The sequence below is a fragment of the Streptomyces justiciae genome (assembly GCF_015163075.1).
GTDB lineage: Bacteria > Actinomycetota > Actinomycetes > Streptomycetales > Streptomycetaceae > Streptomyces > Streptomyces justiciae.
Map to the genome: position 1 here is coordinate 1 of NZ_JADDXU010000022.1, position 21,481 is coordinate 21,481.

17 protein-coding genes are annotated in these 21,481 nt (G+C 70.4%); 2 read left to right on the forward strand and 15 right to left on the reverse strand.

Annotated elements, in window-relative coordinates; genetic code table 11:
• From IQ210_RS40150 to IQ210_RS40175, 6 genes are all read right to left on the reverse strand, one after another.
• Positions 1-929: aldo/keto reductase (locus tag IQ210_RS40150; RefSeq protein WP_194084227.1), on the reverse strand; the 929-nt coding region annotated here is incomplete at its 3' end.
• Positions 926-1,681 carry an SDR family NAD(P)-dependent oxidoreductase gene (locus IQ210_RS40155; protein WP_194084228.1) on the reverse strand — a complete coding sequence of 252 codons (756 nt, stop codon included), beginning with the start codon at positions 1,679-1,681 and terminating at the stop codon, positions 926-928. The genes IQ210_RS40155 and IQ210_RS40150, both read right to left, overlap by 4 nt.
• On the reverse strand, positions 1,678-3,027 hold the full coding sequence (locus tag IQ210_RS40160) for an L-fuconate dehydratase (protein ID WP_194084229.1): 1,350 nt from the start codon (positions 3,025-3,027) through the stop codon (positions 1,678-1,680). Before IQ210_RS40160 ends, IQ210_RS40155 begins: the two co-directional genes overlap by 4 nt.
• Before the next feature lie 26 nt (positions 3,028-3,053).
• On the reverse strand, positions 3,054-4,079 hold the full coding sequence (locus IQ210_RS40165; protein WP_194084230.1) for an ABC transporter permease: 1,026 nt from the start codon (positions 4,077-4,079) through the stop codon (positions 3,054-3,056).
• Positions 4,072-5,565 carry a sugar ABC transporter ATP-binding protein gene (locus IQ210_RS40170; RefSeq protein WP_194084231.1) on the reverse strand — a complete coding sequence of 498 codons (1,494 nt, stop codon included), beginning with the start codon at positions 5,563-5,565 and terminating at the stop codon, positions 4,072-4,074. Before IQ210_RS40170 ends, IQ210_RS40165 begins: the two co-directional genes overlap by 8 nt.
• Complete coding sequence (locus IQ210_RS40175; RefSeq protein WP_194084232.1) at positions 5,562-6,650, reverse strand: sugar ABC transporter substrate-binding protein; 1,089 nt, start codon at positions 6,648-6,650, stop codon at positions 5,562-5,564. Before IQ210_RS40175 ends, IQ210_RS40170 begins: the two co-directional genes overlap by 4 nt.
• A 165-nt stretch (positions 6,651-6,815) precedes the next feature.
• Here IQ210_RS40175 and IQ210_RS40180 point away from each other — a divergent pair, with 165 nt between their 5' ends.
• Positions 6,816-7,517, forward strand: coding sequence for a FadR/GntR family transcriptional regulator (locus tag IQ210_RS40180; protein ID WP_194084233.1), 702 nt, complete (start codon positions 6,816-6,818; stop codon positions 7,515-7,517).
• A 10-nt stretch (positions 7,518-7,527) separates the two neighbouring features.
• On the opposite strand, the gene IQ210_RS40185 is transcribed toward IQ210_RS40180, so the two are convergent.
• The 8 genes from IQ210_RS40185 to IQ210_RS40220 form a co-directional block, all read right to left on the reverse strand.
• The gene (locus tag IQ210_RS40185; protein WP_194084234.1) at positions 7,528-8,004 is read right to left on the reverse strand and encodes a hypothetical protein; all 477 of its coding nucleotides are present in this window, start codon (positions 8,002-8,004) and stop codon (positions 7,528-7,530) included.
• A 77-nt stretch (positions 8,005-8,081) separates the two neighbouring features.
• Complete coding sequence (locus IQ210_RS40190) at positions 8,082-9,224, reverse strand: winged helix DNA-binding domain-containing protein (RefSeq protein ID WP_194084235.1); 1,143 nt, start codon at positions 9,222-9,224, stop codon at positions 8,082-8,084.
• Entirely contained in the window at positions 9,221-12,238 is a 3,018-nt protein-coding gene (locus tag IQ210_RS40195; RefSeq protein WP_194084236.1) for an alpha-mannosidase, read from the reverse strand. The genes IQ210_RS40190 and IQ210_RS40195 overlap by 4 nt, the downstream gene beginning before the upstream one ends.
• A 27-nt stretch (positions 12,239-12,265) precedes the next feature.
• Complete coding sequence (locus IQ210_RS40200; protein ID WP_194084237.1) at positions 12,266-14,296, reverse strand: endo-beta-N-acetylglucosaminidase; 2,031 nt, start codon at positions 14,294-14,296, stop codon at positions 12,266-12,268.
• The gene (locus tag IQ210_RS40205; protein ID WP_194084238.1) at positions 14,293-15,549 is read right to left on the reverse strand and encodes a glycoside hydrolase 5 family protein; all 1,257 of its coding nucleotides are present in this window, start codon (positions 15,547-15,549) and stop codon (positions 14,293-14,295) included. The genes IQ210_RS40200 and IQ210_RS40205 overlap by 4 nt, the downstream gene beginning before the upstream one ends.
• A gap of 28 nt (positions 15,550-15,577) precedes the next feature.
• Positions 15,578-16,408, reverse strand: coding sequence for a carbohydrate ABC transporter permease (locus IQ210_RS40210; protein ID WP_194084239.1), 831 nt, complete (start codon positions 16,406-16,408; stop codon positions 15,578-15,580).
• Entirely contained in the window at positions 16,405-17,310 is a 906-nt protein-coding gene (locus IQ210_RS40215) for a carbohydrate ABC transporter permease (protein WP_194084345.1), read from the reverse strand. Before IQ210_RS40215 ends, IQ210_RS40210 begins: the two co-directional genes overlap by 4 nt.
• Before the next feature lie 8 nt (positions 17,311-17,318).
• Entirely contained in the window at positions 17,319-18,608 is a 1,290-nt protein-coding gene (locus IQ210_RS40220) for an ABC transporter substrate-binding protein (protein WP_194084240.1), read from the reverse strand.
• Between the two features lie 241 nt (positions 18,609-18,849).
• Here IQ210_RS40220 and IQ210_RS40225 point away from each other — a divergent pair, with 241 nt between their 5' ends.
• Positions 18,850-19,860, forward strand: a complete 1,011-nt coding sequence (locus IQ210_RS40225; protein ID WP_194084346.1) for a LacI family DNA-binding transcriptional regulator — start codon at positions 18,850-18,852, stop codon at positions 19,858-19,860.
• A gap of 66 nt (positions 19,861-19,926) precedes the next feature.
• Here the strand turns inward: IQ210_RS40225 and IQ210_RS40230 are convergent, their stop codons facing one another.
• Positions 19,927-21,471 (reverse strand): alpha-L-fucosidase, encoded by a 1,545-nt coding sequence (locus tag IQ210_RS40230; RefSeq protein ID WP_194084241.1) that lies wholly within the window; start codon positions 21,469-21,471, stop codon positions 19,927-19,929.
• Positions 21,472-21,481: the final 10 nt, after the last annotated feature.

Genomic DNA, 21,481 nt, shown 5'->3' on the forward strand with positions numbered 1-21,481 from the left:
TCCAACAGTCCCGTCTCCCGCAGCTCCTGCCAGAAGGCGTCGGGCACCGGCGTCGCGAACTGGTCGGCACAGTCGTGGACTTCGGCCGCCGAGCGGGCGCCGACCAGCACGCTCGTGATGGCGGGGTGGGCGGCGCAGAAGGCCAGGGCGGCCGCGCGCAGACTGATGCCGTGCCGCTCGGCGGCCTCCTTCATGCGCAGGGCCCGGTTCAGCAACTCCTCCGGCGCCCGGGTGTAGTTGTACGTCGCTCCGGGCGTCGGGTCCGCCAGCAGACCGGAGTTGAAGGCGCCGCCGACGACGACGGAGGTGCCCTTCGCGAGCGCGGCGGGGAGCAACTCGGTGCCGGCGCTCTGGTCGAGCAGGGTGTAGCGGCCGGCGCACAGCACCACGTCGACGTCCGTGTCACGGACGAAGCGGGTGAGCATCTCGGCCTGGTTCATGCCGGCGCCGATCGCGCCGACGACGCCCTCCGCGCGGAGCTTCTCCAGGGCCGGGTAGCCCTCGCGGAAGGCCTGTTCAGCGTGGTCGTCGGGGTCGTGGAGATAGACGACGTCGACGCGGTCGAGGCCGAGGCGTTCCAGGCTCGCCTCGAGGGTGCGTCGTATGCCGTCCTCGGTGAAGTCCCAGACCCGGCGGTGGGTGGCGGGGACGGCGAAGCCGTGCGCCAGGTCGTCGCCGCCAGCGGTCGACGGCTCCAGGCGGCGGCCGACCTTCGTCGAGATCAGGTACTCGTCGCGCGGGTGCTCGCGCAGGGCCGCGCCGAGGCGGCGCTCGGACAGGCCGAGGCCGTAGTGGGGGGCGGTGTCGTAGTAGCGGATGCCGCGGTCCCAGGCGGCTGTCACCGCCGCGTGCGCCTGCTCGTCGGAGACCTCCGAGAAGAGGTTGCCCAGGCCGGCGGCTCCGAAGCCGAGCCCTCGCGGGGTCCTCACCGGCCCGCCGGGCGCAGGCGCAGGCCCTGCATGCCGCCGTCGACGGCGAGGGAGGTGCCCGTGGTGGCACCGGAGAGCGGGCTCGCCAAGTAGGCGATGGCCCCCGCGACTTCGTCGGCCGAGACCAGGCGGCCGGTGGGCTGGCGGGCCTCCAGGGCGGCGCGTTCGGCGGCGGGGTCCGGGGCCTTGTCGAGGAGGCGGCCGATCCACGGGGTGTCCGCCGTACCGGGGTTGACGCAGTTGACGCGGATGCCCTCGCGGACGTGGTCGGCGGCCATGGCGAGGGTCAGTGAGTACACCGCGCCCTTGGTCGCGCTGTAGAGGGCGCGTTGCGGGAGGCCCGCGGTGGCGGCGATGGAGCAGGTGTTGACGATCGCCGCGTGCGACGACCGGCGCAGGTGCGGGAGGGCGGCGCGGGCGGCGCGGACCATGCCGACGACGTTGACGTCCAGGACGCGGTGCCATTCGGCGTCGTCGTTGTCCTCGACGGTGCCCTGGGCGCCGATCCCCGCGTTGTTGACCAGGACGTCGAGGCCGCCGAGTTCGGCGACGGCGGCGGCGACCGCCTCGCGGACGGAGGCGTCGTCGGTGACGTCGGCCTGGTAGCCGAGCAGGGGCTTGGTCACGGACGACGGGTCGAGGTCGAGGACGGCGACCTGGGCGCCGCGCGCGGCCAGGAGTTCCGCGGTGGCCCGGCCGATGCCGGAGGCGCCACCGGTCACCAGGGCCCTGAGGCCCTCGAAGTCGGTCATGCCGCGTGTCCCTTCTTGTTCGCTTCGTCGGCGAGATCTTCTGCCCAGAAGGCGCCGTCCGGGAACGTGTAGCGCGCGATCGACTCGGGCCGCATGGCGGCCGAGAAGCCCGGGGCGGTGGGTGCCGTGTAGTGACCCTCCCTGATCACCACCGGGTCAAGGAAGTGGTCGTGCAGATGGTCGACGTACTCGATGACGCGGTCCTCGGTGGTGCCGGTGACGGCTACGTAGTCGAACATCGACAGGTGCTGGACGAGTTCGCACAGGCCGACGCCGCCCGCGTGCGGGCAGACCGGGACGCCGAACTTGGCGGCGAGCAGCAGGATGGCGAGGTTCTCGTGGACGCCGCCGACCCGGGCCGCGTCGATCTGGACGACGTCGAGGGCGCCCGCCTGGAGGAGCTGCTTGAAGACGACCCGGTTCTGGACGTGCTCGCCGGTGGCGACCTTGACCGGGGCGACGGCCCTGCGGACGGCCGCGTGGCCGAGGATGTCGTCGGGGCTGGTGGGCTCCTCGATCCAGTACGGGTCGAACTCGGCGAGGGCCTTGGTCCAGCGGACGGCCTCGTCGACGTCCCAGCGCTGGTTGGCGTCGATCGCGATGCGGATGTCGGGACCGACGACGGCGCGGGCGACCCGGCAGCGCCGGATGTCGTCGTCGAGGTCGGCGCCGACCTTCAGCTTGATCTGCCGGAAGCCGTCGGCGACGGCCTCGGTGGCGAGGCGGGTGAGCTTGGCGTCGTCGTAGCCGAGCCAGCCCGGGGAGGTGGTGTAGGCGGGGTAGCCGCGTTCGAGGAGGCTGCTGATTCGTTCCTGCGCGCCCTCCCGGCCGCGACGGAGAAGGGCCAGCGCCTCCTCGGGCGTCAGCGCGTCCGTGAGGTACCGGAAGTCGATCTGACGGACCAGCCACTCCGGCTCGGCGTCGGCGAGGAACCGCCACAAGGGCTTCTCGGCGCGCTTGGCGGCGAGGTCCCACACGGCGTTGACGACCGCGCCGATCGCCATGTGCATCACGCCCTTCTCGGGCCCGAGCCAGCGCAGTTGGCTGTCGCCGATCAGGTCGCGGTTCAGGGTCCCGGGGTCGGCGCACAGCTCCTCGACGGACCGTCCGACCACGTGGTGCCGCAGCGCGTGGATGGCGGCCACCTGGACCTCGTTGCCCCGCCCGATGGTGAAGCTGAAGCCGTGCCCCTCGTGCCCGTCCCCGGCGTCGGTGCGCAGGACGACGTACGCGGCCGAGTAGTCGGGGTCCGGGTTCATCGCGTCGGAGCCGTCGAGCTCGCGTGAGGTCGGGAAACGGATGTCGTGGGTGTCGACCGCGGTGATGCGGGCGGGGGTCGGTGACACGGAGGGCCTTTCAGTAGGTGACGGGGTCAGTCCTGGGCGCGGCCGGTGGTGACGCGGGCGATCATGAGGGCGAGGAGGATGATTCCGCCGTAGATGGCGTCGATCCAGAAGGACGGCACCTGGGCCATGGTGAGCATCGTCTTGACGACGCCGAGCAGGAGTACGCCGGTCAGGGCGCCGAACATGGTTCCCCGGCCGCCGTCGAGGCTGATGCCTCCGATCACGGCTGCGGCGAACACCGTGAAGATCATGTTCTGGCCCTGGTTGGCGCCGATCGCACCGACGTAGCCCGTGTACATGAGGCCACCGATCGAGGCGAGCACTCCGGCCACGACGTACACCCCGAGCCGGACGCGGTCGACGCGGATGCCGGCCGCGCGGGCGGCCTCCAGGTTGCCGCCGATCGCGTACAGCGCGCGGCCGATCCGGTGGTACTTGAGCACGAGTCCGGCAATGGCGAAGGCCACGGCAGCCACCCACACCGACATCGGGACTCGCAGGAAGGTGGTGGTGGCCAACGAGAAGAACGAGTCCGGCATGCCGAACAGCGTCTTGCCCTTGGTCGCGCCGACCAGAAGACCACGCAGGATGATCAGCATGGCCAGGGTGACGATGAAGGCGTTGAGCTTCACCTTCACCACGAGAATGCCGTTGAACGCCCCGATGACCGCTCCGACCAAGGGGATGGCCAGCAGGGCGACGGCGGCGGGCAGCTCCGTACCCCATCCGGCCTGCGCGGCGGGCAGCACCAGGAGCGCCGCCACCGCCGGAGCGATGCCGACCACCGACTCCAGTGACAGGTCGAACTTGCCGGTGATGAGCACCAGCGACTCGGCGAGCACGACCATCGCCAGCGCGGCGGACGAGGCCAGGATGGAGACCAGGGTGGCTTCGGTGAAGAAGGAGTCGTTGAGCACGGCGCCGAGCACGAGGAGCAGCAACAGCGCCGGTACGAGCGCCAGTTCGCGCGCCCGGCGCAACAGCACCGCACGAGCCGCTCCCGCCTCGGGCAAGCGCACCTGCTTCACCGGCGGAGCCTTGGTGTCAGCCATGGTGGTCCACTCCTTCGATGGAGGCGATGAGCTCGTGGTCGCGCCAGCCGGCCGGGTGCTCGGCGACCACGCGGCCGTGGAAGAGGACGAGGACGCGGTCGCAGCGGCGCAGGTCGTCGAGTTCGTCGGAGACGACGAGGACGGCGGTGCCCTCGTCGCGGGCGCTGTCCACGTGGGCGAGCAGTGACTCCTTGGACTTCACGTCGACGCCCGCGGTGGGGTTGATGAGGACGAGGAGACGGGGGTCGGAGGCGAGGGCGCGGGCCATGACGACCTTCTGCGCGTTGCCGCCGGACAGGTCGGAGACGGGCTGGTCGGGGCCCTCGGTGTGGATGTCGAGGCGGTCGATCAGTTCGGCGGCGAAGCCTCGTTTGCGGTCGCTGCCGACGAAGCCGAAGCGGCCGAGCCGGTCGAGGACGCTCATGGTGGCGTTGTCGCCGATGCTCATGCCGAAGACCAGGCCCTGGCCGTGCCGGTCGCGGGGGACGCAGCCGACGCCGGCCTTCAGGGAGGCCTGCACGTCACCGAACGGCAGCTGCTCGCCGTCGAGTTGAGCGGTACCGCTCGTCGGTGTGTGCAGTCCCGTGAACGACTCGGCGAGCTCGATCTTGCCGCTGCCGCTGATGCCGGCGAGCCCGACGACCTCGCCGCGCCGGACGGTCAGGTCGATGTCCTGGTAGGCGTCGGAGGTGAGGCCGCGGGCGTCGAGCAGGACGGGGGCCTTCTGGTCGACGTCCCTGCCGCGCACGGCCTGTTCGGCGACCGTCTCCCCCGCCATGGCCTCCACCAGCGCGGCCCGCGGAAGGTCCGCCACGGGTGCCGTGGTGATCCAGCGGGCGTCGCGGAGGACGGTGACGGTCTGGCAGACCTCGTAGACCTCCTGGAGGTGGTGGGAGATGAACAGGAAGGTGACGCCGGACTCCTGGAGGGCCCGCATCCGGGTGAAGAGCCGTTCGATCTCCCGGTTGTCGAGCTGGGCGGTCGGCTCGTCGAGGACGATGAAGCGGGCGCCGAAGCTCAACGCCCGGGCGATCTCCACCATTTGGCGGTCCTCGACCTTGAGGTCGGAGGTGCGCGCCTCCGGGTCGACGTGGACGTCCCAGGTGTCGAGGAGTTCGGCGGCATCGGCGCGGAGTCTGCGCCAGCTGATGAAGCCGCGGTGCAGGGGCTGGCGGTTGATGAACAGGTTCTCGGCGACGGTGAGTTCGGGGACGACGGTCGGCTTCTGGTAGACGCAGGCGACTCGGCGCCGCCAGGCGTCCCGGTCGGTGAGCGCGGGCGCCGGTTCGCCGTCGAAGCGGACCGTGCCCTCGTCGGGTGACTGGAGGCCGGTGAGGATGTTCACCAGCGTCGACTTGCCGGCGCCGTTGCGGCCGACGAGGGCGTGCGACTCGCGCGGGAGGACGGTGAGCCGGCCGTCGGCGAGGGCGGTCGTGGGGCCGTACCGCTTGACGATGCCCTGGGCTTCTACGAGTGCCGTGGTCATTTGACGGTGTTGCCCCACAGGTCGGGGTCGTCGACGTTCTCCTTGGTGACCAGCGGCGCGGGCAACTGGTCCTCCAGGATGCCGCTGGGCAGCTTGACGATCGTCGAACCGTGGTCCGTGGGGCCGGGCTTGAACGTCTTCCCCTGCATCGCGGCCTTGATGTAGTACATGCCGTACTTGGCGTAGAGGTCCGCGGGCTGGGAGACGGTGGCGTCGATCTCGCCCTTGCGGATGGCGTCGTACTCCTGCGGGATGCCGTCGTTGGAGACGATCGTGATGTGCCCGGACTGCCCGGCCGTCTTCAGCATGCCCTTGGACTTCAGGGTCTGGAGGGTCGGCGCGAGGTAGACGCCGCCGGCCTGCATGTAGATGCCCTTGATGTCGGGGTTGGCGTTGAGCAGGGTGTCGAGTTTCGAGGCGGCCGCGTCGGACTCCCACTTGGCGGGGATCTCCAGCACCTTGAGCTTGGGGAAGTTCTTCTTCACACAGGCGCGGAACGCCTCCGAGCGGTCACGGCCGTTGACCGAGGCGAGGTCGCCCATGATCTGCACGACCTTGCCGGAGGGGATCTGCTTGCCGAGGTACTGGCAGGCCTTCTCGCCGTACGCGACGTTGTTCGCGCGGACGACCATGGCGACCTTGCCCTTGTCGGGGGCCACGTCGACGGCGACCACGGGCACGCCCTTGCGTTCCGCCTGGTCCAGGCCGGCTTCGATGGCGGCGCTGTCCAGCGGGGCGACGACCAGGCCCTCGACGCCCTGGTTGAGTTCGGTGTTGATGTCGGTGATCTGCTGCGACGGGTCGCTGTTGGAGTTGACGGTCTTGAGCGCGTCGACTCCTTCGGACTTCGCCATCTTGGGGACGTAGTCGTTGTACGACTGCCAGAACGGCGAGGTGAGCAGGGGCAGGATCACCCCGACCTTGCCGTCCCCGTCGCCTCCGGCGCTGGTGGAGCCGCCGGTGTCCTTGGTGCTGCCGCATGCCGTGAGCGCGAGTCCGGCGCAGGCGGCCGCAGCCGCCGTACGCACCGCCCACGCGGATATTCGCCTGTTGTGCCGTCCGTTCCGCACTGTCCAGCCGGCCATCTCTCAGCTCCTCGTCGAGCGTGATCGAGCAGATGCCCGCATATTTATCAGACCACTTCGCCTCCACAACACCCCGCGGAGCCGAATTTCCGCGCACTCTGGCCGTAGTGGTCTGACCACCTCGGTGGTTAGACTGCGGCGCACGGCGAGTGGAGGAGTGGTGGCGTGGAGGAGACCCCGCAGAAGGGCACGGTGACCCAGCGGGCGATCGAGCAGATCAAGGCGATGATCGCCCAGGGCAGCCTGGAGCCCGGGCAGCGGCTGCCCACGGAACGGGATCTGGCCGTGCAGCTGGGGATCTCGCGCAGCTCGATGCGGGAGGCGATCCGCGCGCTGACGGTGCTGGGGGTACTGGAGGCCCGGCACGGTTCGGGCATCTACGTCACCCAGCTGGAGGCGGGGGATCTGCTGGAGACGTTCGGTGTGGTGGCCGATCTGTCCCGGGGGCCGCGGCTGGTGGAGCTGCTGGAGGTGCGGCGCATCCTGGAGTCGACGGCGACGGCACTGGCGGCGGCCCGGATCACCCGGGACCAGCTGGCCGAGGTGGAGAAGCACCTCACGGCGATGAACACCACGGACGACCCCGAGGAGATCCTCGCCCACGACCTCGCCTTCCATCGCGAGATCGCCCTGGCCGCCGGCAACGACACGATGGCCGCGATCCTGGAGGGCCTGTCGTCACGCACCTTCCGGGCCCGGGTGTGGCGGGGCTACCAGGAGGAGGGCGCCTTCGAGCGCACCCGCCGGGAACACGCGGCCATCCATCGCGCCCTGGTCGCCTACGACCCCGAGGCGGCACGGGCCGCGGCGGCGGCGCATGTGGGTGAGGTGGAGCAGTGGCTGCGGTCGCAGATCAGTGAGGCCTGACCACAGGGGCTCAGTCGCCTGAGAAGCCGAATATCCCCAGGTGGGTCGGCTCCGTGCCGGTGTGTAGGACGACATACAGGCCGGTCCATCGCATACGGCACTCGTCGAGGAGCGTGTCGCCGGGGCCGAGCCTCTGTGCGAGGGACGCGTAGGCCCCGGTCACCGCGTCCTGGAACTGGTCGGGCGTGGGGTGCTCGGTGCCGAAGTGGTGTCTGACGCGGTCGGGCGCGAGCGGGCGCAGGGTCCCGTAGTCCTGGACGTCCCGGTCGGACGGGGCGGTGGTCGTGTGGACGACGCGGTCGATGTCCAGGATCGAGTGGGTCCCCTCCTCCCCCATGAACTCCTCGTCCTCCCAGAGCTCCGCGAGGCTCCCGTACGTGTCGTCGTCGCCGTACTCCTCCTCGAAGACCTGCGCGTGCAGCGCCTTCAGCGACTCCTCGACGGTCCCCTTGAACGGGGTGACGTACTCCCAACCGCTGGCACCCATGTGTGCCCCCTCCCGATACGACATCCGCAAGATCGATGCCACTCTAGGGACGGCCACTGACAACGCGGCGAGGACGGTCAGCCAGGGAGCACCCGTGCCTGTCCCGCGGGCAGCTTGGTCCACCAGTGGGCGTAGCGGCTGTAGACCGACGGGTCCCTGTCCGCCAGGAACGCGAGCAGGGCGCGCGCCTCCTCGGCCAAGCCGTCCCACACCGCGTCCGGGAGATCGTGGAAGGCGGTCGCCTCGATGCCGCCCTCCACGGGGCGCCAGACACCGGCCACGTACCCGTCGACCAGCAGCGTCGGCAGGACGTCGCCGTTGACGCGGGTCACCAGCTTGCGGAACTCGGGCGGGATCACCCGGCTGCGGTCGTCGTACGCCAGCAGGACGCTGTCCCACATCGGGAGGAAGCGGGGTGGGGCGGGGGTGTCGGCGGGTGGGCGCGGGCCGCCCTGGACGTCGTACAACGTCCTCCCCTCGGGTCCGGCGATCACCTCCAGCGTCTCCCCCAGCTCCTTCAACGCCGCCCGGACGCGCGCCCGTTGGACCATGGCGAACTGGGCGATGTCCGCCGCCGACGCGGGTCCGAAGCCGTTCAGGTAGCGGAGGACCAGGGTGCGCAGCGCCGCTTCGGGGTCATCGATGAAGCGACCCTCGGGGGCTGCGACGTACGACGGGGAGTACTCGAACGACCAGGGTCCGCCGGTCGGTACGTGCACGAGCGGGGCGTACGACCGCAGTCCCCACCACGCGCCGTCCTTCTTCTCCGCGCCGACCCGCTCCGCCAGCCAGCCCGCAAGGTCGCTGTTCGAGCGGGGCTGGGCCGCGAACTCCAGGAAGCCCGGCTCCAGTTCGGCGGCGTCCGCCGGGGTGAGGCCCGCGGCGGCGAAGCGGTAGCCGAGCCGGGAGGCGTACAGCGTCGGCTGCATCGCCTCCCGGACCGTGCGGTAGTCGTCGCGGTGGACGGTGTGCAGGGTGATCCGCAGCAGGGTCGCCTTGACGAGCGTGCGGTCGGCGAAGGCGGCGTCCAGTTCGGCCGGGTCGAAGCCGTCGAGCCGGTTCCACAGCGCGAGATACGGCGACGCCGGCTGCTGCGCCTGGAGGGCGAGGAGTCGCCGGACGGCATCGGCGACTCCCAGCGGCTCGCGGCGCAGCAGCAGTTGGCGGGCGAGGGTGGCCCGGTTGAGTTCCCGCGCGGTGATCGTGGAGGTGCTCGTCACACCCCGGATTCTGCCCTGCGGAAGCGCAGGGTGACGAGTTGGAAGGGGCGCAGGCGCAGGGGTACGCGGTTGCCGGGCACCGCCTCCTCGATGGGCCGCTCCAGCAGGTCCGTCGCCACGACGTCCGCGGCCTCGAAACCGGCCGTCAGGGTGGCGCGGGCCCGCCCGCCGTGGGCCTCGTGCAGGCGCACCACCACGTCGCCGCTGCCGTCGTCGGCCAGTTTCACCGCGGTGATCACGACGGCGTCCTGGTCGACCGTGACCAGCGGGGTGACCTCGTCGGCACCGGTGAGCCGTCGTTCCGGCAGGTTGATCCGCCAGCCCTCACGGACCGCGTCTCCGATGCCAGCGCCGGGGATCAGGGCGTGCCGGAAGCGATGGACGCCCTGGTCGGTCTCGGGGTCGGGGAAGCGCGGGGCGCGCAGGAGCGAGACGCGGACGGTGGTGGTCGTACCGCCGTCGCCGTCCGTCCGTACGGTGCGGGTCACGTCGTGGCCGTACGTCGAGTCGTTGGCGACGGCGACGCCCCAGCCCGGTTCCTCCAGGTGGACGAAGCGGTGGTTGCAGGCCTCGAACTTGGCGGCCTCCCAACTGGTGTTGGTGTGGGTGGGGCGGTGGAAGTGCCCGAACTGGGTCTCGGACGCGTACCGTTCGGCGTGCACGTCCAGCGGGAACGCCAGCTTCAGGAACTTCTCCGTCTCGTGCCAGTCGACCTCCGTGTCAAGGAGCAGCCGCCGCTCCCCCGGTGCGAGGGACAGCAGTTGGGTGACGCGGGAGGAGCCGAAGGTGCGGACGATCCGCACGCCGGTCTCGCCGTCGGGGACGACCTCGTCCGCGGCCGTCAGATCGGTGACCGTGTTGCGGTAGAACTCGTCGACGTCCCAGGCGTCCCACATGTTCGGGAAATCCGGGTGGAGTTGGAGGAGGTTGGCGGCCGTGCCCGGCGCGATGGTCTCTCGGTCGGCGTCGATGTCGTAGGCCGAGACGACCAGTCCGTCGCCGTCGATCTCGACACGCAGGAGACCGTTGTCGAGGATGTGGCCTCCGGCGGGGCGAGGCGTCAGCCGCGTGCGACCTTCGACCGCCGGTGTGCCGGCGCCGCCCGCCGGGATGCCCGCGCGGGTGTGCGGGGTGGCGTTGAAGACCAGTTCTCGGTCCCCCTCCCCCGCCAGGGCCCGCTGGGCGGCCTCGATGATGCCGGTCAGTTCCTCGGCGATCCGCTCGTACGTCCTCCGCGCCTCGCGGTGCACCCACGCGATGGACGAGCCCGGCAGGATGTCATGGAACTGGTGGAGCAGGACCGTCTTCCAGATGCGGTCCAACTCCTCGTAGGGGTACGGGAATCCGGCCCGCACGGCCGCCGTCGCCGCCCACAGTTCGGCCTCGCGCAGCAGGTGTTCGCTGCGCCGGTTCCCTTGCTTGGTCTTCGCCTGGCTGGTGAGCGTGGCGCGGTGGAGTTCGAGGTACAACTCGCCGACCCACACGGGCGGTTCCGGGTACTCGGCCTCGGCCTTCTCGAAGAACTCCGCCGGGGTCTCCCACACGACGGTCGCCGAGCCTTCCAGGTCACGCAGCCGGGCCGCCTTGGCGATCATCTCGCGGGTCGTGCCGCCGCCCCCGTCACCCCAGCCGGTCGGGGCGAGGGAGTGCCGGGCGACGCCCTTGTCCTTGAAGTTACGGGCCGCGTGGGCGATCTCGCTGCCCTTCATGGAGCAGTTGTAGGTGTCGACGGGCGGGAAGTGCGTGAAGATCCGGGTGCCGTCGATGCCCTCCCAACGGAACGTGTGGTGCGGGAACTTGTTCGTCTGGGACCAGGAGATCTTCTGGGTCAGCAGCCACTTGGAGCCCGCCGCCTTGATGATCTGCGGCAGACCGGCCGCGAAGCCGAAGGTGTCCGGCAGCCACGCCTCGTCGTTCTCGATGCCGAACTCGTCGAGGAAGAACCGCTTGCCGTGCACGAACTGACGGGCCATCGCCTCCGAGCCCGGCATGTTGGTGTCCGACTCCACCCACATGCCGCCGGCCGGCACGAACCGCCCGTCCGCCACCGCCTTCTTGACCCGCGCCCACACCTCGGGCCGGTGGTCGCGCACCCAGGCCCACTGCTGGGCCTGGGACATGGCGAACACGAACTCCGGCTCGTCCTCCAACAGGGCGGTCATGTTGGAGGTCGTACGGGCCACCTTGCGCACCGTCTCGCGCAGCGGCCACAGCCACGCCGAGTCGATGTGCGCGTGGCCGACCGCGCTGATGCGGTGCGCGGAGGGCACTGCGGGCTCGGAGAGGACGGTCTCCAGGCGGACCCGCGCCTGCGCGGCCGTGTCGTTCACGTCCTGGAGGTCGACGGCGTCCAGCGCCCGGTCCACCGCCCGCACGATGTCCCAGCGCCGGGCCGAGTCCATCGGCAGCTCGTGCATCAGCTCGCCGAGCACCTCCAGGTCGAGGACGAGCTGCCAGACGGTCTCGTCGAAGACGGCGAGATCCATGCGGGTGAGCGTGTACTGCGGTTCGCTGCCGGCGGTGTCCTTGTCGCCCAACTGCGTGGGCAGGAAAGGGTGATAGTCGAGGATCACGGGGTTGGAGGCGGCCTCGACGTGCAACCGCACCTCCTCGCCGCCCTCCACGGGCGCACCGATCCTGACCCACTGGTTGCGCGGGTTGAGGCCCTTCACCGGGGTGCCGTCGGGGCGGTAGACCAGGCCCTCGCACTGGAAGCCGGGCATGTTCTCGTCGAAGCCGAGATCGAGGAGTGCCTCGACGGTCTTCCCGGCCCACGCCTCGGGGACGGTCCCTGTGACCCGGAACCAGCTGGTCCCCCATGGAGCGCCCCAGCGGGCGCCGACCTCGATCGGTACGGGCTCGGCCGCCAGCCCTTCGGCGACCGGCACCGGCTCGCCGGGAGCGTGCCAGACCGCCACCTCCAACGGCACGGACTCGGGGTACACGGCGGGGCGGATGCGCTCGTCGAGGACGCGCTTGAGCCGGGCCTCGACCAGACGGCGGTCGTCATGCATGGGGGCACTCCAAGGCTGGGGGGATGGTTACCAGGGGTGAGTCAGGGTCACGGGTGCGGACGACGTGTACAGCTCCCCTACGGCACGCAGTTCGAACCGCGCCGCCCGCTCGCCCTGTTCGGGCTGGAGGCCGCCGAGGAAGTACGCGTTCTGGCAGGTGCCGCCGAGGAAGCGCCGGGTGCTGTCGGGGAGGACGCGATGCAGGGTGTGGTGGCGTACGGTGCCGGGAGCGGGGTTCCAGGCGAGGCGCAGATCGCCGCCGGACGCGGCGGTGACGCGGAGGCCGGTCGGAGGGGCGGGAGTCTCGACCGCGTCCCGCACGGCGATGCCGCCCAGCCGCCATTTCACGGGGCCTTCGGTCGCGGTGAGCCGCACACCGAGCGCGTGGATGGTCCCGGTCAGGCCTGTGAGCCGTACAGTCGCCGTCTGCCAGCCGTTGACCGAGTCGCCGGCCAAGCCGCCGTTGACCGAGTTCACAGGCAGATAGCTGTACGGCGGTGTCGTCCCCGGCACACCCGGCTCACCCGTCGCCACCGCGAGCTCGACGTTCACCGCGCCCGCATCCGTCCGGTGCGTCAGCTCGACAACCGTGTCAACACCGATCGGCAGCCGTGTCGCATACACATCCACCACCGTCGGCGCGTCCAGTTCACCCTCCACCAGCACACTGCTCCCGCCTCGCCACGCGTCCGCGAAGTCGAAGCCGACAGCCGGCCGCGCGCCACCGCCCTCCGTCCGCACGACCCACTGCCGCGACGGCATCCGGTCCTGGAGACCGAGGTGGTTCCATGGCGTGTCCGACGTGACCGCGCCCTCCTCGTACCATCGCAGCCCGTGCCCGGTGTTGAACACGCTCGCGAAGGGAAGCGAGGCGACCGTCGACCGGTCGGCGACGGACACGGCCGGGGCCCGCCAGGAGTCCGTCGCGTCCGGTCGTGACGGGTCCAGCGAACGGCCGCTCCAGAAGTGGTCGTCCGCCGCGTGGAAGTCCTCCGGCGTACGGGGCGAGGGCAGTTGGTTGCGGGTCCACTCCGGCCGGTACAGACCGAGCGAGGTGACGTGGGCGCGCCCGCTCGGCACGATCGCGTCCCAGTTCACGGACTTGTTCCAGCCGCTCGCCTCCACGTCCACACCCGCCCACAACTCGTAGCGACTGCGCCCCAGTTGATCAGCGCGCGTCCCCGAGGAGGCGAGGCTGCTCGCCGTCCAGCGGAAGTCCACGAACATGTCGTCGGCCGCCTCGAAGAAGGCCTGGTTGCTCCCGTTGAGGGCGCCCTGCCAGCTCACCGCCCCGTTCACGGTCATCGAGTCGTACCAGGTGACCCGCTGCCCCCGGGCCGCCGCAAGGGACTTCAGCTCCCGCAGGAAGCCGAGCATGGCGGCCCCGAGCGCACTGTCCCCGCCCCCGGTCTCCGCGTTCACGAACCAGCCGTCGAAGCCGTACGCCGCTGCGACGGCCACGAGTCGCTCGGCCAGCGGATAACGTCCGGCCGCGTCCTTCTGCACCAGATCCCGTGTCCACCGCAACTGCCCGCCGTACGCGACCGGCGGCAGGAAGATGTTGCCGAGGACGGGCACACCGTGCCGATGCGCGGCATCGACGATCGGCGCGTTCGGCGCGAGGATCAGGCCCTCGCCGGAGGAGCCGCCCCAGAAGACGAGTTCGTCGACGTACGCCCAGTGCCCGAACGCGTAATAGTCCGCCGTCGCCGAACCCTGCGAGGGGTTGCTCGACGTCGGCCCGAAGGACACCAGGGACTGGATACGGGCCTGCCCGGAGCGGGCCGTCGCATTCGCCGGGGTCGGGGTGAAGCGGGTGGCGAGCGGGACGGACGCCGCGTTGAAGGCGAGGTCGGGGTCGTCGGCGGCGCGCCAGGACTTCAGGCTGCGCCAGGTGATGCCGGTGCCGGGGCTGCCGGAGGGCAGGGAGTCCGGGTACCAGTAGGAGGCGTACGGCTGGAGGGCGGCCGCCGCCCTGGGGGCCGCCCTGGCGGGTGACGAGGGCAGCATGGTGGCCGCGGCCGCCGCGAGCAGGACCGTGCGTCTGGTGGGGTTCACGAGCGGGTGCCTCCTTGTGGGGTGGGGAGTACCTGATCGGACGTGATGACTTCGGTGATGCCGCGCGCGGCGAGGTGGGTGGCGTCGGCGGCGCGTGTGTCGAGGACGGTGGTGGGGCGGGCCCCGTCGGCGACCAGCCGGAAGAAGGCGTCGTAGACGGGTCCGCCGGGGGCGCACAGTGACCGCCTCGACGGGTGCGCGGGGACGACGAGGGCGGTGGTGCGAGGGGCCGGGGCGTAGGTGTGTTCGCGCGCTGCCTTCGCCAGCACGCGGGCGATGTCCTTGGGTCGGCGGTCGTTGGTCAGCAGGCCCAGCCCGTACTCGAGCGACGGGAAGTCGGCCAGCTCCCGTGACACGTCGTGCGAGCACCACCAGGTGATGCCCCACAGGTCGGGGCAGTCCAGGGCGTGGGCGACGGTCGCCTCGGTGAAGGCGGCGGCGTGCTCCGGCGGGACCAGGGGCGCGGGGGCGCCGACCTCCTGGAGCCAGACGGGGCGGTGCGGGTCGTCGGCCCAGGCCTTGCTCAGTTCGACGAGGTAGGCGGCGTGGTGCTCGGTCGGCACGGAGGTACGGCCGTGCCGTTGGGCGGTGCCGTTGAACACCCAGGAGTGCACGGCCGTGACGGCGCCGAGGCGGGCGGCCTGGGCCGGGGTGAAGGGCTGGTCGTCCTGGTACCAGGTGGCGTCGTACTCGGCGTGCAGATGCAGTCGGCCCGGGGCGCCCTCCTCGCACGCAGCCAGCAGACGCGTCAGCCAGGCGTCGATCTGGTCGGACGTGGCCCGGTCGGGGTCGGGGTGGGGGCCCGCCGAGAACTGGTTGACCTCGTTGCCGAGGGTCATGCCGATGAAGTTGGGCCGGTCGGCCAGCGCCGCGGCGAGCGTCCGCAGATAGGCCGCCTGGCCGTCGACGACGTCCGGGTCGGTGAACAGGTTGCGCCGGTGCCAGGTCCTGGTCCACGCCGGCAGGAAGTCGAAGCTGCTCAAGTGCCCTTGCAGACCGTCGACGTTGACGTCCAGGCCGCGTTCGGCGGCGGCGTCGGCCAACCGCACCAGCTGGTCCACGGCGGCGGGACGGATCAGGGTGCGGTTGGGCTGGAAGTACGGCCACAGCGGGAAGACCCGGATGTGGTCAAGCCCCAGCGCGGCGATCGAGTCGAGGTCGGCCCGGACGGAGTCGAGGTCGAAGTCGAGCCAGTGGTGGAACCACCCTTCGCTGGGGGTGTAGTTGACGCCGAAGCGCACGGCAGAAGGCATGCGGTGTCCTTGTGACTCAGGGGGTGACTCAGCCCTTTACCGCGCCCTCCCCCACCCCGCGGAAGAAGTACCGCTGGAGGCAGGCGAAGAGGGCGATCAGCGGGGCCACGGCGATGACCGTGCCCGCGGCGACGAGGCGTTCGTCGTTGGCGAAGGTGCCGTGCAGATAGTTGAGACCGATGGTGAGCGTGAACTTGGACGGGTCGCTCAGCACGATGAGCGGCCACAGGAAGTCGTCCCAGGCGCCCATGAAGGCGAAGATCGCGACGACGGCGAGGGTGCCCCTGACCGAGGGGACCGCGATCCGCAGGAACCGCTGCCACACGTTGGCGCCGTCGACGTAGGCCGCCTCCTCGATCTCGTACGGCAGGTTGAGGAAGGCGTTGCGCATCAGCAGGACGTTCATCGCGCCGATGCAGCCCGGCAGGACCACCCCGATCAGGGTGTTGTTGAGGCCGAGCTCCCGCATGGTCGTGAACTGGGCGATGATGATGCCCTCCACCGGCACGAGCATCGCCAGGATGAAGGCGAGGGTGGCGACCCGGCGGCCCCGGTAGCGGAGGCGGGCCAGGGCGTACCCGGCGAGGGCGGCGCCGACGCAGTTGGTGACGACGTTGGCGGTGGCGACCTTCAGGGAGTTGAACGCGTAGTCCCAGACAGGGATGGTCTCGGAGACCCGTTCGTAGTTGTGCAGGGTGGGGTGTTGGGGCAGGAAGGTCGGCGGGGAGCTGTAGATGTCCTCGGTGGGACCCTTGAGGGAGGTCGACAGCTGCCACAGGAACGGGCCCACGGTCAGGGCGAGTACGGCGATCAGCAGCACGTACCGCAGGACCAACTCCCCTCTGCGTACTCGGGTCATGACTCGCCCCTGCGGTCGGCCCGCAGCACGAGCAGCATCAGTGCGACGGTGACGACGAAGACGACGACGGAGATCGCGGAGGCGTACCCGACGCGTCCGGTCAGTCCGGTGCCGGTGCGCTGGACGAGCATCACGAGCGTGGTGTCCTCGCCCGCCGGGCCGCCGCTCGGGCCCGCCATCAGGTACACCTCGGAGAACACCTTGAAGGCGGCGACCGAGGACAGCGCCCCGACCAGTGCCATGGTCGAGCGGACGGCGGGCACGGTCACCGTGACGAAGCGGCGCACGGCACCCGCCCCGTCCACGGCCGCGGCCTCGTGCAGTTCGCGCGGGACGTTCGCCAGCGCCGCCAGGTAAATGATCATGTAGTAGCCGAGGCCCTTCCAGACCGTGACGGCCATCGCGCTCATCAGGAGCAGCCACTGGTCGCTCAGGAAGCCGACGCGGCCGACGCCGATCGTCTCCAACAGCGAGTTGACCAGGCCGCGTTCGTCGAGGAGCCACACCCAGATCAGGCCGACCACGACGATGGAGGCGACGACCGGGGTGTAGAAGGCTGACCGGAAGAAGGTGATGCCGGGGATGTTCTTCTGCACGAGCAGGGCGAGCAGCAGCGGCAGGATGACGAGGGCGGGGACGACTCCGAGGACGTACAACGCACTGTTGCGCAGCCCGATCCAGAACATGTCGTCGTGCAGCAGCTCGCGGAAGTTGGCGAGCCCGACGAACTCGCCGGGGATCAGGGTGCGGCGGTCGGTGAAGGCGTTCACGAGGGTCGACACGAACGGGTAGAGGATGAACGCGCCGATGACCAGCAGTCCGGGTGCGGCGAACAGCCAGGGGCTGGTGGGCAGTTGGCGCCGGACACGCACCGCACGTGTCCGGGGCCCGGTCGACGGCATCAGCATGGCTAGCCCTGCCGCTGGAGCAGCGTGTCGCAGGCCTTGACAGCGTTGTCGAGGGCTTCCTTCGGGCTCTCCTTGCCCTGCAACGCCTTGGCGACCTCGTTGCGCAGCGCCGTCTTCATCTGCTCGCTGAACAGCACCGGCGTGTAATTGACCGCGTTCTTCAGCGACTTGGCGGCGGCGACCCGCACTCGCGTCTCGTCGGTCCCGTCCTCCGTGGTGAAGTACGGGTCGTCGAGGGAGCCGGCGGTGCTGGGGAAGATGGCGACCTGCTTGGCGAAGGACATCTGGTGCGCGGCGTCGGTGACGTAGTGCGCGAAGGCGACCGCTGCGGGCTTCTTCTTGGTCTGGGCGTTGACCATCACGCCCATCACGTACATGTTGACGTGGCCGGTGCTGGTGATCTGGTCGGTGATGCCGATGTTCTTGTACAGGTTGGGCGCCTGCTTCTTGAAGTTGCCGAGGTCGAGGGCGCTGCCCGGGTTCATGGCGACGGCCTCGGTGAGGAACTTCTTGCCGGACGACTCGGGGGTGGCGGTCAGCGCCTGCGGGTCGAGGGCCTTGGCGTCGTACAACTCCTTGTACTTGGTGAGGAGTTCGACACCCTTGGCGTCGTTGAAGGCGAAGGCGGTGCCGGCGGGGTTCATGAGCTCGACGCCGTAGCGGCCGAAGTCCTCGATGGTGGGCACGTTGGCGAGGGTGGAGACCTCACCGTCGCTGTTCTTCGCGATCTGGAGGGCGTCGGCGAAGAGTTCGTCGTACGTCTTCGGCGGCTGGTCGGGGTCGAGGCCGGCCTTCTTGAACAGGGACTTGTTGTAGAACAGCGGCCCGGTGTTGAGGTACCAGGGGAAGGCGTACGTGCCGGTCATGCCGGGAATTTGGTGGCTGGCCCAGGCCCCCTCCAGGTACTCCTTCTTGTACTGCCCGGCCGCCTTGTCGAGGTCGAGGGCGAGGCCTGCCTTGGCGAGCGGGGCGACGAGGTCCGGGGAGACGTTGACGACGTCGGGCAGGGTTCCGCCGGCGGCGTCGGCGCTGATCTTGTCGGCGTAGCCCTCGGCGGGCTGGTCGACCCACTTGACCTTGGTGCCGGGGTACTTCTTCTCGAAGTCGGCGATCAGCCCTTCGAAATACGGCTTGAAATTGGCCCTGAGGTTCCAGGTCTGGAAGGTGATGTCACCCTCGACCTTGCCGGAGGCGTCGGTCGAGCCTCCGTCGTCGCCTCCGGAGCCGCAGGCGCTCAGCGGCAGGACGAGACAGACGGCGGCGGCGACCAGGGCTCTACGGGAAACGGGCACGGCGAACGGCCTCCTTGCAACGGTCGGTGCGGCGGAGTGGGTGGAGTGGGTCGGCCCGACGCAGACCCTGCACGCCCCGCGGAGGGCCCGTCAATAACTCTCACGGGGCTAATCTCATTAGTGACTAATGCGGTTTAGCCACTTGAGAGCTGAACCGCATTAGTGCATGCTGGCGCGAAATCGTTCGCGGGAATGGAGAAGCACGTTGTCAGGCAAGCGCTCACCGGCCCGTCGGCCCACGATGAAGGACATCGCGCGGCATGCCGGCGTCTCCCAGAGCGCGGTCTCCTTCGCCCTGAACGGCCGGCCCGGGGTCTCCGAGGACACCCGGGACCGGGTGCGGCAGGTCGCCGAGGAACTGGGCTGGCGGCCCAGCACGGCGGCCCGCGCCCTGTCCGGCGAGGGCGCGGCGACGGTCGGCTTCGTACTCGCCCGCCCCGCGGACACCCTCGGCGTGGACTCGTTCTTCCTCCAACTGGTCTCGGGTATCCAGGAGGTGCTCGCGGAACGCCATCTCGGGCTGCTCTTCCAGGTGGTGGAGGACGTCGCCGACGAGTGCGCGGTCTACCGGCGCTGGTGGGCCGAGCACCGGGTGGACGGCGTGCTGGTGGTCGACCCGCGTACGGCCGACCCGCGCCCCGATCTCCTCGACGAACTCGGCCTGCCCGCGGTGGTGATCGGCGGCGCGCCCGACGAACGCCACCCCGGTCTGTCGACGGTGTGGGCGGACGACGCGGGCGCGATGGCCTCGGTGGTGGACGGGCTCTACTCCCTCGGCCACCGCCGGATCGTGCACATCGCGGGCCTGCCCGGCCTCGCCCACACCGAGCGCCGCATCCGCACGCTGCGCGCCGAGGCCGAGCGGCGCGGTCTCAGCGGGGTGCGGTCGGTGACCACCGACTACTCCGACGCCGAGGGCGCCGCGGTCACCCGCCGGGTCCTGGAGTCCGCCGATCCGCCGACCGCGCTGATCTACGACAACGACGTGATGGCCGTCGCCGGTGCCGCCGCCGCGACCGAGCTGGGCCGGTCCGTGCCGGCGGACGTGTCCGTGGTGTCGTGGGAGGACTCGGCGCTGTGCCGCATGGTCAAGCCGTGGTTGTCCGCGCTGTCCCGGGACAGCGTCGAGTTCGGACGTACGGCGGCCAGGGAACTGACCGCTCTCCTGGACGGCGGCCCGGCGCGGACCGTACGGGTGCCGGTGCCGCGGCTGATCGAACGGGGCAGCACGGGCGCCGCACGCGAGGCCTGACGCCGGACACGACAGGGCGGTCACCAGATCACCGACCTCTGGTGACCGCCCGGCCCAAGTACCCCCTCAGACCTGCGACTTGTACAGCCCGAACGCCGAGATGTGCACCGCGCTCCGGGCCGCCGTGACCCTCAGCCGCCACCGACGCGCCCGAACTGCCGTCTGTAGCAGCAGAATCCGGCTCGCCCCGACCGTTCCGGCCGCCACGACCTCCCGCCAGGCCCCGTCGCGGTACGCCTCCACCACGAAGCCCTCGATCTGCTGACCGTGCCTGATGTCCTCCGCCAACCGGACCCGGTCAACGGCGCGGACGGCACCGAGGTCGACGGTCACCACGCCGTCCGAAGTGGTCGTACGGGCACCCCGCGCCAGATCCTCCGGAAGTTCCCGGTCGATCCGCTCCCGGAACTCACGCAGCCGGGTCACATCCGCGGCGGCCAGCAACCCGTCCGTGTCCGGCGGGACGTTGAGCAGGAGTACCGAGTTGCGGCCGACGGACCCGAAGTAGATGTCCGTCAACTGCTGGACGGACTTGGGCTGTTGGTCGGCGTGGTAGAACCAGCCGTCTCGGATGGACACATCGCACTCCGCGGGCCACCACTGGAGGTAGTCCGTCTTCGGCTGGGCGGCGACCAGCGCGGCCCGGCTTCCCTCGTCGGGGGTGTCGTAGGACAGGGCCCAGTCGGTGCGTCCGTACTGGTTCTCCTTGACCGGGATCACACTCCACTCGTCCTCCCGGGCCAGCCCGCTCTCGTTGCCGACCCAGCGCAGGTCGGGACCGGTGACGGCGATCGCCGCGTCCGGGGCGAGGGCACGGACCAGGGTGTACCAGCTGTCCCAGTCGTAGCTCTCCACCTTGTCCGGCGGGATGTGGCCCTGGGCGCCGTCGAACCACACCTCGTCCACCGGGCCGTACTCGGTGAGCACTTCGTAGATCTGGTTGAGCATGTGGGCGCCGTAGTCGGTGGCGTCCAGCGTGTACGTCGTCGGGGGTGTGCGGTCGTCGCCGTCGACGAGTGTGGGGATCGTACGGGTGGAGCGGGCGCTGCCGTTGGCGTAGACGCCGTGCAGGTACTGGTTCTCGTCGGCGGGCGAGATGTAGACGCCGACCTTGAGTCCGTACCGGCGCATCGAGTCGGCGAACGACCGCAGCACGTCACCCTGCCCGGCACGCCAACTGCTCGCAGCGACACTGTGGTCGGTGTAGCGCGAGGGGTAGAGCACGAAGCCGTCGTGGTGCTTGACGGTGAGGATGGCGAGCTTGAAGCCGCCGTCGCGCAGGGCTCTGGCCCATTGGTCGGTGTCGAGGCCGGTGGGCTGGAAGACGTCCGGGTCCTCGTCCCCGGTGCCCCATTCCAGGCCGGTGAAGGTGTTGACGCCGAAGTGCAGGAACGCGGTGCGTTCCAGCTGCTGCCAGGTGATCTGCCGTGCGGTGGGCCGGACTTGGGAGGCCTTGCGGACGAGATCGTCGGGTGTGTCGTCCGGGCTGACCGGAATGCGGTACGCGGGCTCGGCCGGCAGCGGGGAGCCGTGCGCCGAGGTGGTGGTGAGGCCGGTCGCGACGAGCGCGGAGACCGAGCCGGCGACGAAGGTGCGTCTGGAGACGGTCATGAGGTGGGGG